Origin of the sequence: Novosphingobium nitrogenifigens DSM 19370, from assembly GCF_000192575.1 — a bacterium.
GTDB lineage: Bacteria > Pseudomonadota > Alphaproteobacteria > Sphingomonadales > Sphingomonadaceae > Novosphingobium > Novosphingobium nitrogenifigens.
In genome coordinates, this window is record NZ_GL876934.1 from 171,405 (window position 1) to 184,714 (window position 13,310).

Annotated in this window: 12 protein-coding genes; 9 read left to right on the plus strand and 3 right to left on the minus strand. The window is 65.7% G+C overall.

All coding sequences use genetic code 11. The annotated features are described in order from the left end of the window. Positions 1 to 281, plus strand: a 281-nt coding sequence (locus Y88_RS14945) for a pirin family protein (RefSeq protein ID WP_040702606.1), incomplete at its 5' end; no start/stop codon positions are given. A gap of 58 nt (positions 282 to 339) precedes the next feature. Here Y88_RS14945 and Y88_RS14950 read toward each other — a convergent pair. Then, positions 340 to 1,257: a VOC family protein gene (locus Y88_RS14950; RefSeq protein ID WP_008070740.1), complete on the minus strand. Its 918-nt coding sequence runs from the start codon at positions 1,255 to 1,257 to the stop codon at positions 340 to 342. Between the two features lie 128 nt (positions 1,258 to 1,385). Between Y88_RS14950 and Y88_RS14955 the strand changes: the two genes are divergently transcribed. Continuing rightward, positions 1,386 to 2,336 carry a LysR family transcriptional regulator gene (locus tag Y88_RS14955; protein ID WP_008070741.1) on the plus strand — a complete coding sequence of 317 codons (951 nt, stop codon included), beginning with the start codon at positions 1,386 to 1,388 and terminating at the stop codon, positions 2,334 to 2,336. Positions 2,337 to 2,340: 4 nt separating this feature from the next. Here Y88_RS14955 and Y88_RS14960 read toward each other — a convergent pair whose 3' ends face one another. After that, positions 2,341 to 2,700 carry a response regulator transcription factor gene (locus Y88_RS14960; protein ID WP_008070743.1) on the minus strand — a complete coding sequence of 120 codons (360 nt, stop codon included), beginning with the start codon at positions 2,698 to 2,700 and terminating at the stop codon, positions 2,341 to 2,343. Then, a complete protein-coding gene (locus Y88_RS14965; RefSeq protein ID WP_008070746.1) occupies positions 2,697 to 6,866 on the minus strand; it encodes a trifunctional serine/threonine-protein kinase/ATP-binding protein/sensor histidine kinase in 4,170 nt (1,389 codons plus the stop codon). Before Y88_RS14965 ends, Y88_RS14960 begins: the two co-directional genes overlap by 4 nt. 200 nt (positions 6,867 to 7,066) lie before the next feature. Between Y88_RS14965 and Y88_RS14970 the strand changes: the two genes are divergently transcribed. The 7 genes from Y88_RS14970 to Y88_RS15000 all read left to right on the plus strand — a co-directional run bounded on the left by Y88_RS14970 (position 7,067) and on the right by Y88_RS15000 (position 13,277). Next, positions 7,067 to 7,897, plus strand: coding sequence for an alpha/beta fold hydrolase (locus Y88_RS14970; RefSeq protein WP_008070748.1), 831 nt, complete (start codon positions 7,067 to 7,069; stop codon positions 7,895 to 7,897). A gap of 123 nt (positions 7,898 to 8,020) precedes the next feature. After that, on the plus strand, positions 8,021 to 8,524 hold the full coding sequence (locus tag Y88_RS14975) for a helix-turn-helix domain-containing protein (protein WP_008070750.1): 504 nt from the start codon (positions 8,021 to 8,023) through the stop codon (positions 8,522 to 8,524). A 38-nt stretch (positions 8,525 to 8,562) separates the two neighbouring features. Next, positions 8,563 to 9,219 carry a hydrolase gene (locus tag Y88_RS14980; RefSeq protein ID WP_008070752.1) on the plus strand — a complete coding sequence of 219 codons (657 nt, stop codon included), beginning with the start codon at positions 8,563 to 8,565 and terminating at the stop codon, positions 9,217 to 9,219. A gap of 69 nt (positions 9,220 to 9,288) precedes the next feature. Beyond that, entirely contained in the window at positions 9,289 to 9,540 is a 252-nt protein-coding gene (locus Y88_RS14985; RefSeq protein WP_008070754.1) for a XapX domain-containing protein, read from the plus strand. A gap of 56 nt (positions 9,541 to 9,596) precedes the next feature. Next, positions 9,597 to 11,462 carry an amidohydrolase gene (locus Y88_RS14990; RefSeq protein ID WP_008070757.1) on the plus strand — a complete coding sequence of 622 codons (1,866 nt, stop codon included), beginning with the start codon at positions 9,597 to 9,599 and terminating at the stop codon, positions 11,460 to 11,462. After that, on the plus strand, positions 11,459 to 11,878 hold the full coding sequence (locus Y88_RS14995) for a DoxX family protein (RefSeq protein WP_008070765.1): 420 nt from the start codon (positions 11,459 to 11,461) through the stop codon (positions 11,876 to 11,878). Before Y88_RS14990 ends, Y88_RS14995 begins: the two co-directional genes overlap by 4 nt. 58 nt (positions 11,879 to 11,936) lie before the next feature. Continuing rightward, positions 11,937 to 13,277: an alginate export family protein gene (locus Y88_RS15000; RefSeq protein WP_008070767.1), complete on the plus strand. Its 1,341-nt coding sequence runs from the start codon at positions 11,937 to 11,939 to the stop codon at positions 13,275 to 13,277. The last annotated feature ends 33 nt before the right edge of the window (positions 13,278 to 13,310 follow it).

The following is a 13,310-nucleotide window of genomic DNA, read 5'->3' on the forward strand; positions in this document are numbered from 1 at the left end:
CAGGACAACTGGTCGTGCTGGCAAGCGGCTATGCCGAGGATGACGACGCCCTGCCGATCCGCACCGAAGCGCGGCTGGTCGCGGGCACTCTGCGCGCCGGGGAAAGCGTCGAGTATACCTTGGGGGCCGAACGCAAGGGGTATCTCGTTCCCGCGACCGGTCGCATCCGGGTAAACGGGGTCGAAGCCGATGCCCGTGACGGCATCGCCATTGCCGAGGTCGAAACGATCACCATCACCGCGATCGAAGAAGCCGAAGTCGTCCTCGTCGATACGCTCTGATCCGGCATAAGGAAGGCGGGGACGATCCTGTCCCCGCCCATCCCTACTGCGGACGCGTTCAGGAAAGCGGCTGGTGGATTTCGGCGATGTAGCCGCCGGGGAATTCGACCATGGCCGAGCGGCGATGATCCGAAGCGACCGGCGCAACCAGCACTTTGGCCCCGGCCGCGCTTGCCCGGCCGAGCGCGGCGTCGAGATCGCCGACTTCATACCCGGTCATGTCGTGGCCATAAGGGAACGGCAGATGCCCGTCGGTGACGATCAGGACATGCTTGCCGAATTTCGATTCCAGCCGCACGCGACGATAGGTTTCACCCGGGCGCCCGATCTCGGCTCCCGGCGCCGCACTTGCATCCTCGATCACACGGGCGTGGGCCCAGCGAACGAAATGGGACAGGAACGCCCCAGCCCCGTCCTGCGACACATAGATGCGGTTTTCAGGAACTGTCGCATAGGCGGCATAGTGCGGCGGAGTGAAATGCCAGTAGAGTTGCATGTTCACGCCGCCCGGCCAGCGGATCACCACATCGCGCCCGATGGGATCATTGAACGGCGCAACGATCACGTCGGCCCCGGCCGCACGGGCCGCTGCCGTCGCCTTGTCGAGATCGGTGACCAGCCAGCCGGTCCGCTCCGCCCCGAACGGCCAGGGTGTCCCGGTGCGAAAGCCGAACAGCGACACGGTCCCGGCCGGCGTCTGCACAAGCTGGGTCGAGGTGGACGACGGGGTCGGGGTCACTTGCGCAATGCCCTGCTTGGTCGAAGCGCCGCCGAACGTGGCGACGAAGGCCGCGACAAAGGCATCGACGTCGGCAGGCTGCACATAGACATGGGTCGTGTCGTACTGCGCACCCACGGCGAAATCGGGCGTCGCCACGGCGCCCTGTCGCCCGGCCGCCGGTACGGCGAGGAGAACGCTCGCGGGGATCAGGCACGCCAGCGGCCCGAAACGACGGGCCAGAGGGGAAATCTGCATGGGGAATGCTCCGTGGACTGCAACGTGCGTCACTGGACCACAAGAGACCGGGCCGGGATTGTCGAAACATGAGGTCTTTTGCGTTGCCCTGATCGACAGGCAGTCTCCCGGAACTTAGACTTGGCCCCATGGATTTTCATGCGGCCATGCAAGCCTTCGTCGCCGTCGTCGATGAAGGCGGGTTCGCCCCGGCCGCGCGGCGGGCGGGTCTGGCGCCTTCGTCCCTGACCCGCCAGATCGATGCGCTCGAGACGCATCTGGGAACCATCCTGCTCAACCGGTCGACCCGCCGGGTCAGCATGACGGCGGCAGGACAAGCCTATTACGCCAATGCGGTACGCATTCTCGACGACATTGCCGCCGCCAACCGCAGTGTCAGCGAGCTGAACGGTCCGCCGCGCGGCATTCTGCGCGCCAGCCTTCCGATTGCGTTCGCCCGGTTGCACGTCACTCCCTTCATTCCCCGTTTCATGCAGGAATTTCCCGGCATCGAACTGGAAATTCTGGTGAGCGACGAACCCGTCAGCCTGGTCGAACAGCGGATCGATGTCGCCATCCGGCTGGGTGTCCTGCCTCCTTCGAGCCTTGTCGCCCGCCGCCTTGCCCCGCATCGGCGCATCCTGTGCGCAAGCCCCGCCTATCTCGCCCGCGCGGGCGTTCCGCAGGACCCGTCCGAGCTTGCCCGTCACGCCTGCCTGACGTTCACGTATGCCGATGGCGAGCGAGGCTGGATCTATCGCAAGGACGGCGCCGTCGAACGCCTGCGCATAAGCGGCCCCTTGCGTGCCAATCATGCCGAAGCGTTGAAGGAAGCCGCCGTCGCGGGCATGGGCTTGACCCTGCTCGCCACATGGATGATCGGCGAGGAACTGGCGCAAGGGTACCTTGTCCCCGTCTTGACCGACTGGCACATCGACATCGGACGCCCCGCCGGGGCCGATCCGCTGGTCGGCGAGCCGGGTGTCCACGCGCTGTTCCTGCCCGATCGCAAGACTTCACCCAAAGTGCGCGCGTTCATCGATTTCCTGCAGGCCCGGTTCGGCACGCCTCCCTATTGGGACCGCGCGGTCGGCTCTTGAGCCGCTATTCCGGGCAATAAAGCGCGACGAGTTCCGAGACCCGTTCGGCAGACAGCGGTTTTTCGAGCACGGCCCGGGCGCCGATTTCCATGGCATGGGCCGCCTGATCCCGGTCGAACCGCGCGGTCATCAAGATCACGACGGGCATGTTCCCCTGCCCGGCCAGAATTTCGAGCAGATCGATCCCGGTCTGCCCCTCCATCCAGATGTCGGAAAAGATGCAACCGAACCGTTCAGGCCCGGATCGCAGCAGATCGTTCACCGAACCGAACGTCAGCGCGCAGTATCCGTCGGCTCTGAGCAGGCTGCTCAACGCTTCGCAGGAAAGCGGATCATCATCGAGGATGGCGACCGTCTTGCTCAAGCTTCAACCTTTCCCGATGGCGCAGGCAGCAGCGGAAATTCGCATAGGAACGTGGTGCCTGTGCCCTCGTTTTCCTGAAGACGAATATGGCCCTTGTGGGCCGAAATGATCGACTTGCAGATGACGAGCCCCATCCCCATGCCTCTGGTCTTGGACGTGACCATGGGCAGGAAGATCGTCTTGCCCAGATGGTCGGGAATGCCCGGGCCATTGTCGCTGACACGCAGGAACGCCTTGTCGCCGGTGGTGCCGACCGCGATCTGCAACAGGCGGTCCCCGACCGGCATCTGATCAAGCGCGTCGAGCGCATTGCCCATCAGATTGGCCAGTACCTGCCGCAATTGGACCCCGTCGCCCAGGATCATCGGATCGGCCGGATCGAGCTGGACCTCCAGCCGGGTCTCGTGCTGGCGGATCTGCGGCCCCATCATGTCGCAGGTCGTTTCGACGAGGTGATCGAGCGCGAGCGGCGCCATGTCCGGGCCATCCTGTCGGGTCAGCATCTTGAGCGCGCGCACGATTTCTGCCGCGCGATCGGCCGCGGTCGAAATGCCGCGGATCGCATGCCGGGTTTCGTCGAGATCGGGGCTCTCGCGATCGATCCACCGACGCGCGGCAGCGGCGTGGAGCGCGATGCTGGACAAGGGCTGATTGATCTCGTGCGCGAGAGCGGCGGTAAACTCGCCGAGCGCGGTCCACTGGCTGTTGCGTGCCAGTTCCACGCGAGCCGCGCGCAAGGCGTCCTGCATGTCCCCGAGCCTTGCGCTTTCCTCGTCCAGCCGTTGGCGCAACATGCCGTTGCGCAAGGCCATTTCGGCAAGCGAAGCAAAAAGGTCGAGCGTGCGCAGCTGCGAGGCGAGCAGGGCTTCACGCAATCCGTGGCCTTCGACCTGCACCGCGCCGACCAGATCCCCCCCGCGCGTGAGCGGAATGCAGAGCAGCCATGGTGGCGACAGTCCCAGCGCGACCGTCCCCGAGGCCGAGATCGCCGCCAATTGCACCGCTGCCAGCGCGCATGGTCGTTCGGCATCGAGGGAAACCGCCCCGTTTTCGCGAAAACCGTCGCCGTCCCAATGGGCCACGACACGAAAGCCGCCTTCCTCCAGCCGGATCAGCCGCGCCGAGGTCGCGCCGCACAGGCTTGCTGCAAATTTCAGCACTTCGCGCCGGACAGTGCCGAGATCGGGTTCGCCCATCCATCCGCGCGCGCGCACCGCCATTTCGTCGCCCACGACGTGGGCCAGCGGCACCCCGCTTGCCCGCAAGGTCCGACCCAGGCCGCGCTCGCCCAGCGACCGGGCCTTGGCAGTCGCCCCCCACCGTTCGTAATGCTCGATCGCGGCGGCATGGTGCAGCATGGCAGTCGGGGTCAATCCCTCTTCGGCGCAAAGGCGCGACGCGAGTTCATGGGCGAGCGCGCGCAGGCCGGTAAAGCTGCCCGCATGGGTAAGAGCCGCATCGAAGGCGGTGATCGCCTCGCGCGGGCGTCCCGACAGCCGCGCCATTTCCCCTTCGGCCAGATGCAGACGGACCAGAAACGTCCCGGGATTGATGCTCGCCCATCCCCGCAGCCGGTCGAGATGCGGTACCATAGCGGCGATCGCGGCATCCCGATCGGGCATCCTGGCGAGGGAGAGCGCTGTAAACAGGGTACTCTGGCTGATGTCGATATGCGCAGGAACCGCCCATTCTTCCGGTGCGAGAGCCTCAAATTCGCGCAGCGCGGCCTGTGCATCCCCGGCGAGATAATGGCCCATGCCCCGGCTGAGATGCAGCCAGTAGCGCGTCACCGGGGACCGCGCGTGCAGATCCATCGGCGGAAAGGGTTCTCCGTAACGGACCAGCCGCACGAAATCCCGCTGGGCCGCAATCAGCTGTTCAATGTCCGAAAAAGCAATCATGCGTGTGAACGCCAGTCCCGACTGCGCCTCTGCCTCCACCTGATCGAGCGGCGCTCCGGCAAAAAGCAGATCCGAGACGAAATGATTGCGGGCATAGCAGGTCATGCCGAGATCGCCCGAAGCATTGCCCGAGCGGATCGCCCGGTTGATCCACCCGAGACAGGCCTGCGGCGGCTCTGTCCAGGGGCTCAACTGATCGATGGCGACAAGCGTCTCGGTACGGCTGGCCTCGAACCCGTGGCGATCAATCAGAGCCAGAGCGGCAAGACCGAGCGCGAGCCCTTGGGCATAGCGATCGAAATGGTGCGCCAGCATGACCCCATACCAGCTCAACCCATAAGGCGATGCCGGGGAAACCCCGTGGTCGAGCGTGAATTCGACAATCAGGGCAAGGTGCAGGAACCGCAGGTCTTCGCTGTCGAACAAGGCGGGCAAAAGCGCGGACAGCAAGTGCGAGACCAGCAAGGCCTCTTCATCGACGCACACGGGCAAGTCCGCCAATGCGGTCGGATCGAAAACAGCAAGCCGCGCATCGAGCCTCTGATGCAAAGCCCGGCACAAGTCCTTGTCCGGATGACGCGGAACCGTCCGGCCAAGGAGCGACAGCCCCGCCAGCGCCGCTTCGATCGCCCCGTCATAGTCGGACCGCACCGCCTGCACGCGCGCGCGCCAGTAAAGAGCCTGCGCCCGATGCGGCACTGTCTGCGCCAGTTCTTCCAGATCATGGACCCTGACGCAGGCGAGATCGACCAGCCCCCGCGCCAGCAAAAGTTCAAGATCAAGGCACAGCCCGTCGTAGCGAACGCCGTATGGAAGCGCGTCCGGCCTGGCAGCAAGGACAAGGCGGAAAGCCCCGACAAGATCGGCGGCCTGCTCCACCGCGCCCTGCCCGCGCAACATGCGCCCGGTCTCGACCAACAGGGTGGCGATGGCACCGGCCTCGTCCTCCCGGACCGTTTCGCCCGACAGGACCGCCTCGCGCGCCAGCAAGGCAGCACGGCAATGCCAGTCTGCCGACAATCGGGCGCGATGGCGGCCCAGACCAACCGCGAGCATGACCTGCAAACGAACCCGCCCGGCCCGGCCCATCCCTTCGATCGCAGCATCGAGCACACGGTCGTGAAAGATCGCGAAGCCCGCATCGGTCCAGCGAACGAGTTCCATCCGGCACAGGGCCGCCAGTTCGCCCAGGAGATGGGTTTCATCGATCTCCACGAGATCCGCCAGCAGTGCCGGGGGGCAAGCCGTTCCCAGAAGCGCCAGAACGCCCAGCAGATGCTGACGCGCCGGGCACAGGTTGCCGAGCCGCCTCTGCACGATCGCCTGCTCGCTTTCGCGATCGACGGCGAGGCGTATCCGCTTGCGGTCGTGGCGCCAGTGCCGGTTCCCGGGCGGGGGCAGCAACATCCCCTCTTCATCGAGCAGCCTCAACCGCTGCAAGATCGAAAAGGGGTTTCCTCCCGAGGCTTCGTTCAAGATGTCCGACAGCCAGCCGATGTCGGCCTCAGCGCCTGGAAGCCGTGCGCCGACAAGATCCCCGACCTGATCGCGGTCGATCGGCCCCAACGGCAGATCCACCATGCGCTCGCGCAAGGTTTCGACCAGCGGAGCGATGCGCTCGTCCGCATCCTCACCCTCTCGAAAGGCCAGAACCAGCAGGAGATTGGCGGGGAGAGCGGCGGCAAGCCTGTCGAGAACCTGAAACGTCAGGTCATCGCCCCATTGCAGGTCATCGACGACGATCACCGCAGCGCGCTGATTGCGCAGGAACGCCGCCAACGCAGCGATCATCGCCTCGGCGATGCGGTTCTGCGCCAGTTTCGCGGGAAGATCAGGATTGCGCCAGCCATAGCCGATCATGTGAAAAAGCTCCGGCACGAGATGCCCGAGCAGCGCCTCGCTCCCCTGCACGCTGTCCATGACCAGTTCACGCAGGACTGTCAGCCGGGCCTCGTCGGATACCAGCGCAGTTTCGATGATCGCCCCCAGGATCTCGGCGAAAGGCCGCAAGGGCGCTTGCTGCCCGGACCGCAGGCACTTGCCGGTCGCGAAAAGATGCGGCGTCTCGTCAAGCGGGCTTTCCAGCACTTTGGCCAGCGAGGACTTGCCGATCCCCGCCGGGCCGCGAATCAAGGCAACTTCTCCGCCATGCCCATCCCGCACGCGGGCAAACGCCTCGATCAGCTGACGGCTCTCGCGGTCGCGCCCGAACAGGCGGCGCCCCATCGGCAATCCGTCATGGTGCTGGAACCTGCCCGGTGCCACGGGATCATCTCCCAGTCGCTGATACCCCGACGGCACAGCTTCGGATCACCACGGATCAGGTTTTCGCCAAGCCGACAACCCAAACCTTGGGTTGGTATCGGCTTTCCCAATGGTTGGCTTTTCCCCGAACGTCATCGGGTGGAAGTTGCGGGGCGAAAGCGCTGCCCTCCGAACCGGGCACAAGCGAGAGGACACCACCCATGGCAACCTTCGTCACCCGCGACGGGACAGAGATTTTCTACAAGGACTGGGGAGCCAAGGATGCCCCGACGATCGTCTTTCATCACGGCTGGCCGCTCAGCAGCGACGACTGGGACAACCAGATGCTGTTCTTCCTCGGGGAAGGCTTTCGCGTCGTCGCCCATGACCGGCGCGGCCACGGCCGTTCGACCCAGACCGACACCGGCCACGACATGGATACCTATGTCGCCGACGTTCTCGAACTGGCCGAACTGCTCGACCTCAACGATGCGACCCACGTCGGCCATTCGACCGGCGGCGGAGAAGTCGCCCGCTATGCCGCCCGGGCCCGTCCCGGCCGGATCGCACGGGCGGTGCTGATCGGGGCAGTCCCGCCGATCATGGTACAGACGCCCGCCAATCCGGGCGGCCTGCCGCTCGCAGTCTTCGACGAAACCCGTGCCGCGCTCATCGCCAATCGGGCGCAGTTCTTCCTCGATGTACCGTCCGGCCCGTTCTACGGTTTCAACCGTCCGGGCGCCACGGTACTGCCCGGCGTCATCCAGAACTGGTGGCGGCAGGGCATGATGGGGGGAACCAAGGCCCATTACGACTGCATCAAGGCGTTTTCCGAGACCGATTTCACCGAGGATCTTCGCGCGATCAAGGTGCCCGTGCTGATCCAGCACGGCGAAGACGACCAGATCGTGCCGATTGCCAACAGCGCCCATCTCGCCATCGATCTCGTCGCACAGGGCACGCTCAAGACCTATCCCGGGCTTTCCCACGGCATGGCGACGGTCAACGCCGACACCATCAACGCCGACATTCTCGCGTTCATTCGCTCCTGATCCTTTCGCGCCGGACGCTGCCCTGACGTCCGGTCGCGCCGGGCCTGCCCGACGGTCTGCCCCCCACCCCCCCTGCCGCCGTCGGGCAGGCCTTTCCCCACTCCCGATCCAGAAGGATGCACCATGTCCGACGTGCAGGATCTATGCTCGTCCCCGGCGATCCCGGCGATGACGGTGCCGCAGGCGCGCATCCTCCACCGCATGCGTGAGACGCCCCGGGATCCGGGCCGCGACACCCCTTGGCTGGCCCTGGCCCACCCCCCGGATGCCCCCGTCACCGCTGCCCTCAAGGGCGGCCTTGCGCCGTGGCAGGTCCGAAAAGTCCGTCGGCACATCGTCGACCATCTTGACCAGGGATTGCCGATCGCACGCCTTGCCGCATTGCTCGGCGTTTCCCCCGGCCATTTCTGCCGCGCGTTCAAGGCCAGCTTCGGCCAGTCGCCGCACAGCTACATCACCCGCCTCAGGATCCGGCAGGCCCAGTATCTCATGCTGAATTCGCCCGATCCGCTGGGCGCCATCGCACCCGCCTGCGGCTTCACCGATCAGCCGCATCTCACCCGCATGTTCCGCAAGATGACCGGGCACACGCCCCGCCGTTGGCGCCGCCTGCACACCACCCCCTGACCCGTTCGAACCCCGTTTACCCCCAAAGGAGACCGTCGATGCCTGTTGCCACTCCCACCCCGGGCGCCAGCCTGCTCGATCCGCACAACCATGCGCTGGTGATGATCGATTTCCAGTCGCAGATGGCCTTTGCCACCAAGTCGATCGACGCCACCCTGCTGCGCAACAACGCAGGGCTTGTCGCGCAGGCCGCCGCCGAATTCGCGGTTCCCACCATCCTGACCACGGTTGCCGAAAAGAGCTTTTCAGGTCCGATGTTCGAGGAAGTGACCGCCCCCTTCCCCGGCAAGGCGCTGTTCGACCGCACCAGCATGAATACATGGGAAGACGCCGCCGTGATCGAGGAAATCAACCGCCTCGGCAAGGACCGGATCACCTTTGCCGGACTGTGGACGGGCGTGTGCATCGTCGGCCCCACGATTTCGGCCATCGACCAGGGCTTTTCGGTCCACATCATCACCGATGCCTGTGGCGACGTGTCGACCGAAGCGCATGAACGCGCAGTCGAACGCATGATCCAGGCCGGTGCCGTGCCGATGACCTCGCTGCAATACCTGCTCGAACTGCAGCGCGACTGGGCCCGTACCGAAACCTACGAGCACACCACCGGCATCGCCCGCAAGCTGGGCGGCGCCTATGGCCTGGGCATCACGTACGCCAAGACCATGTTCGGCGCGTCCGAAGGCGGCCACTGACGCTTCGTCCCTATCCGGGGGCGGCCTCAAATCCGGCCCCGGACCCCACTCACTCCCGAGGCTGCCTCCATGAAGCCCTATCTTCTCTCGCTCGGCGCCGGGATGCTCGTCGGCATCGTCTACAGCCTGCTCGGCGTGCGCTCGCCCGCCCCCCCGGTTATCGCTCTGGTCGGTCTCGCGGGCATTCTGGCCGGCGAACAGGTCGTGCCCGCCATCCGCCACGGGCTCGCAGGCCACAGCGTCGTCGCCTTCATCGAAAAGCGCTGCCTCCATCACGTTCTCGGCCGCCTGCCTGCCAACTGCGACCAGGACGCCGGTTGACCCCCATTCTGCCGATCCCTGCCCCGTCGACGCGGGCCAGACGGGAGTTTTTCAAGATGCCGACCCCCCAGTCCAGTTCCGACTTCCTTCTCGTCAATGCGCGCATCACCACGCTCGACGCGGAAAACCCCGTTGCCGAAGCCGCGCTGGTGCGGGACGGCTGCTTCGTCGCAGTCGGGGGCGAAGGCGACGTCCGTTCGCAGGCCCGGACCGATGCGCAGATTGTCGATGCCGGAGGGCGGCGCGTGATCCCTGGCCTCATCGACAGCCACATGCACATCATTCGCGGCGGTCTGAACTACAATCTCGAACTGCGCTGGGACGGCGTGCCGACCCTGTCCGACGCGATGGCCATGCTCGCCGCGCAAGTCGCCCGCACGCCGAGCCCGCAATGGGTGCGCGTCGTCGGCGGCTTTACCGAACACCAGTTCGCCGAAAAGCGCCTGCCGACCATCGCCGAACTCAATGCGGTTGCGCCGGACACGCCGGTGTTCATCCTGCATCTCTATGATCGGGCCCTGCTCAATGCCGCCGCCTTGCGCGCGGTCGGCTATACTCGCGACACGCCCAACCCGCCGGGGGGCGAAATCGTCCGCGACATGGCCGGAAACCCGACCGGCCTGCTGCTGGCGCAGCCCAACGCGACGATCCTCTATGCGACGCTTGCCAAGGGACCCAAGCTGCCGCCCGACTACCAGAAGAATTCCACGCGCCATTTCATGCGGGAAATGAACCGGCTGGGCGTGACCGGGGTGATCGATGCGGGCGGCGGGTTCCAGAATTATCCCGACGACTATGCCGTGATCGAGGATCTCCACCGCGACGGCGAACTGACCCTGCGCATCAGCTACAACCTCTTCACGCAAAAACCGAAAGAGGAACTGGCCGACTTTTCCGGGTGGGTGAAGCAAGTCTCGCCAGGACAAGGGGACGACACCTACCGCCACAACGGCGCAGGCGAAATGCTGGTCTATTCGGCAGCCGACTTTGAAGATTTCCGTGTCGAGCGCCCGGAAATGCCGCCCTCGATGGAAGAGGATCTGGAACCGGTGATCCGCCTTCTGGCCGAGCACCGCTGGCCCTGGCGCCTCCACGCGACCTATGACGAAACCATCGATCGCGCACTCAATGTCTATGAAAAGGTGAACCGGGACATTCCCCTCGAAGGGATCCACTGGTTCTTTGACCACTGCGAAACGATCAGCCCGCGCAACATCGACCGCATCGCAGCTCTTGGCGGCGGCATCGCGATCCAGCACCGCATGGCCTATCAGGGCGAATACTTCATGCAACGCTATGGCCATCGCGCGACCGCAACGACGCCCCCGATTGCCCGCATGCTGGCCGCAGGCGTCCCGGTCGGCGCCGGAACCGACGCGACCCGCGTTGCGAGCTACAACCCCTGGGTCTCGCTCAGCTGGCTCGTCACCGGGAACACGGTCGGCGGCACCCGGCTCTATCCCGCGTCCAACCGGGTCAGCCGGGACAAGGCGTTGGCCATGTGGACGCACGAGAACACCTGGTTCTCCAACGAGGATGGGCGCAAGGGGCGGATCAAGGCCGGGCAGCTTGCCGATTTCGTCGTGCTCTCGGCCGACTATTTCACCGTGCCCGAGCGCGAGATCGTCCATATCGAATCCGTGTTGACGGTTCTGGGCGGAAAGATCGTCCATGGCGCCGGAGACTTCGCCGACCGCGCCCCGCGCCTGCCCCCGGCCATGCCCGACTGGTCCCCCGCCAACCACCACGGCGGCTATTACCAGTCGAGCGAGGCCAAGGCGAAAATCGCCAATGCCTGCGGCTGCGCGCAGTCCTGCGCCGTCCACGGCCACGACCATGCCGCTGCTTTGGGCACACAGGCTCCGGCGGCCGATGCCCGCAGTTTCTGGGGCGTGTTCGGCTGCGGATGCTGGGCGGTATGAACCAGCCGCGTGCCATCGTCACGCTCGACAGCGCCCCGGCGATGCATCTCCTTGCGCGCCTGTGCCTTGTCGCACCCTTCGCGGTCAGCGGGATCATCAAGCTCACCGACTGGCCCGGCGCCCTTGCCGAGGCGAGCGGCCTGGTCCCTGCTGCTCCTGCAAGCGTCGCGGCGCTGACCATCCTTGTCCAGCTACTGGGTTCGGCTCTCGTCTTCGTGCGCGGCTGGAGCTGGCTGGGCGCAGGAATGCTGGCGGTCTTCACCGGGCTTGCCACACTCATCGCCCATGCGTTCTGGATGACGACAGGGCCGGAACGCGCCGTGCAGATGAACGCGTTTCTCGAACATGCCTCCATCGTCGGCGGGTTCATCCTGCTGGCTCTGGTCGACGGAATCCGCGATGGCGCGCGAGCGTGATTGCATGGTTCGGCAGAGAGTCCGGCGGGCCGCCTGCCTCCTGATCGCATGCAGCGGCATGTCGGGCGCACAAGTCCGGGCGCAGAACGTTGCCGAAGCCTGGCAACCGCCGGTCCTGACGTCCGAACGCTATGACGAGGACTGGAGCCGCATGGCCGATCCGGCCGTGCGCGCCCAGCACTGGACCGGACAGTTCAAGTACATCCCGCTCGGCGAGGATGCCCACCTCACCACCGGCGCGGAACTGCGCACCCGGTTCGAGGACACCATCGCCCCGGTCAGCGGGACGGGCGATGACGGCTATCTGTGGTTGCGCCTGCTGCCTTATGCCGACCTTCACGTCGGACGCGTGCGCGCCTTCGTCGAACCGGTCGCGGCCTATGCCGTCGGTGTGCGCGGCGGTCCCGGTCCGACCGACGCCACCGGCATCGACCTGTTGCAAGGTTTTGCCGATGTCGCGATCCCGCTCGGCACCGATACCACGCTCACGTTCCGGGCGGGTCGACAGCAACTCGCGCTCGGCACCGAGCGGCTGGTCGGAACCCGCTATGGCCCCAACGTCCCCCTCGCCTATGACGGTGGGCGAGCCATCCTCCATTCGGCATCGTGGCGCACGACCGCATTCTGGTTGCGCCCGGTCGAGAGCCGGTCCGGCAATTTCGACGATCGCTCCAGCCCGACCCGAATGCTCTGGGGCGTCTATGCCAGCCATCGCGGAGGCCGGAATTTCGAATTCTATTACCTCGGCTTTCGCAACCGCAACGCCCGGTATTCGCGCGGGACCGGCGTCGAAATGCGCCATACCGTGGGCACGCGCGCTTTCGGCACGCAAGGGCCATGGAGCTGGAACGCCGAGGCGATGGGACAATTCGGCTCATTTGCCGATGTCGCCATCCGGACGTGGAGCGTCTCGCTCGAAGGTCGCCACGGGTGGGCCAAAGTCCCGTTCGCTCCGGCCGTGACCTTGCGCACCAGCCTCATCAGCGGCGACAACGCACACGGCCACGGCACGCTGGGCGCGTTCAACGCGATGTTTCCCAAAGGCAAGTATTTCGGCGAGCTGTCGCCCGTCGGCCCGCGCAATCTCATCAATATCCACGCCATCCTGACCCTTGCCCCAGCACCGCGCCTGACCGCGAGCCTTGCCGCGCTCGCCTATTGGCGCATGCGCGGGACCGACGGGGTTTATGACGTGCCCGGCAACCTCATCGGCCTGCCTGCCGATGGCCGAGGCCGTTTCATCGGCGGCCAGATCGAAAGCGCGCTGTCCTTTCGCGCGACGCAGGAACTGACACTGTCGGCTGCCGCCTCGGTCATGCGACCGGGCGCAACCCTGCACGCATTGGGGCGGACGCACGACATCGGCCTGATCGGCCTCGAAGCCAATTTCCGTTTCTGACCCCACAGGTTCCCACCGGCAAATTCCAGGAGA

Bases quoted from the DNA above. Each gene is read 5' to 3' on its own strand.
- Y88_RS14985 (WP_008070754.1), top strand. From the start codon at position 9,289: ATGAAGCCCTATCTTCTCTCGCTCGGCGCCGGGATGCTCGTCGGCATC.
- Y88_RS14950 (WP_008070740.1), bottom strand. From the start codon at position 1,257: ATGCAGATTTCCCCTCTGGCCCGTCGTTTCGGGCCGCTGGCGTGCCTG.
- Y88_RS14970 (WP_008070748.1), top strand. From the start codon at position 7,067: ATGGCAACCTTCGTCACCCGCGACGGGACAGAGATTTTCTACAAGGAC.
- Y88_RS15000 (WP_008070767.1), top strand. From the start codon at position 11,937: ATGTCGGGCGCACAAGTCCGGGCGCAGAACGTTGCCGAAGCCTGGCAA.
- Y88_RS14975 (WP_008070750.1), top strand. From the start codon at position 8,021: ATGTCCGACGTGCAGGATCTATGCTCGTCCCCGGCGATCCCGGCGATG.
- Y88_RS14990 (WP_008070757.1), top strand. From the start codon at position 9,597: ATGCCGACCCCCCAGTCCAGTTCCGACTTCCTTCTCGTCAATGCGCGC.
- Y88_RS14995 (WP_008070765.1), top strand. From the start codon at position 11,459: ATGAACCAGCCGCGTGCCATCGTCACGCTCGACAGCGCCCCGGCGATG.
- Y88_RS14980 (WP_008070752.1), top strand. From the start codon at position 8,563: ATGCCTGTTGCCACTCCCACCCCGGGCGCCAGCCTGCTCGATCCGCAC.
- Y88_RS14955 (WP_008070741.1), top strand. From the start codon at position 1,386: ATGGATTTTCATGCGGCCATGCAAGCCTTCGTCGCCGTCGTCGATGAA.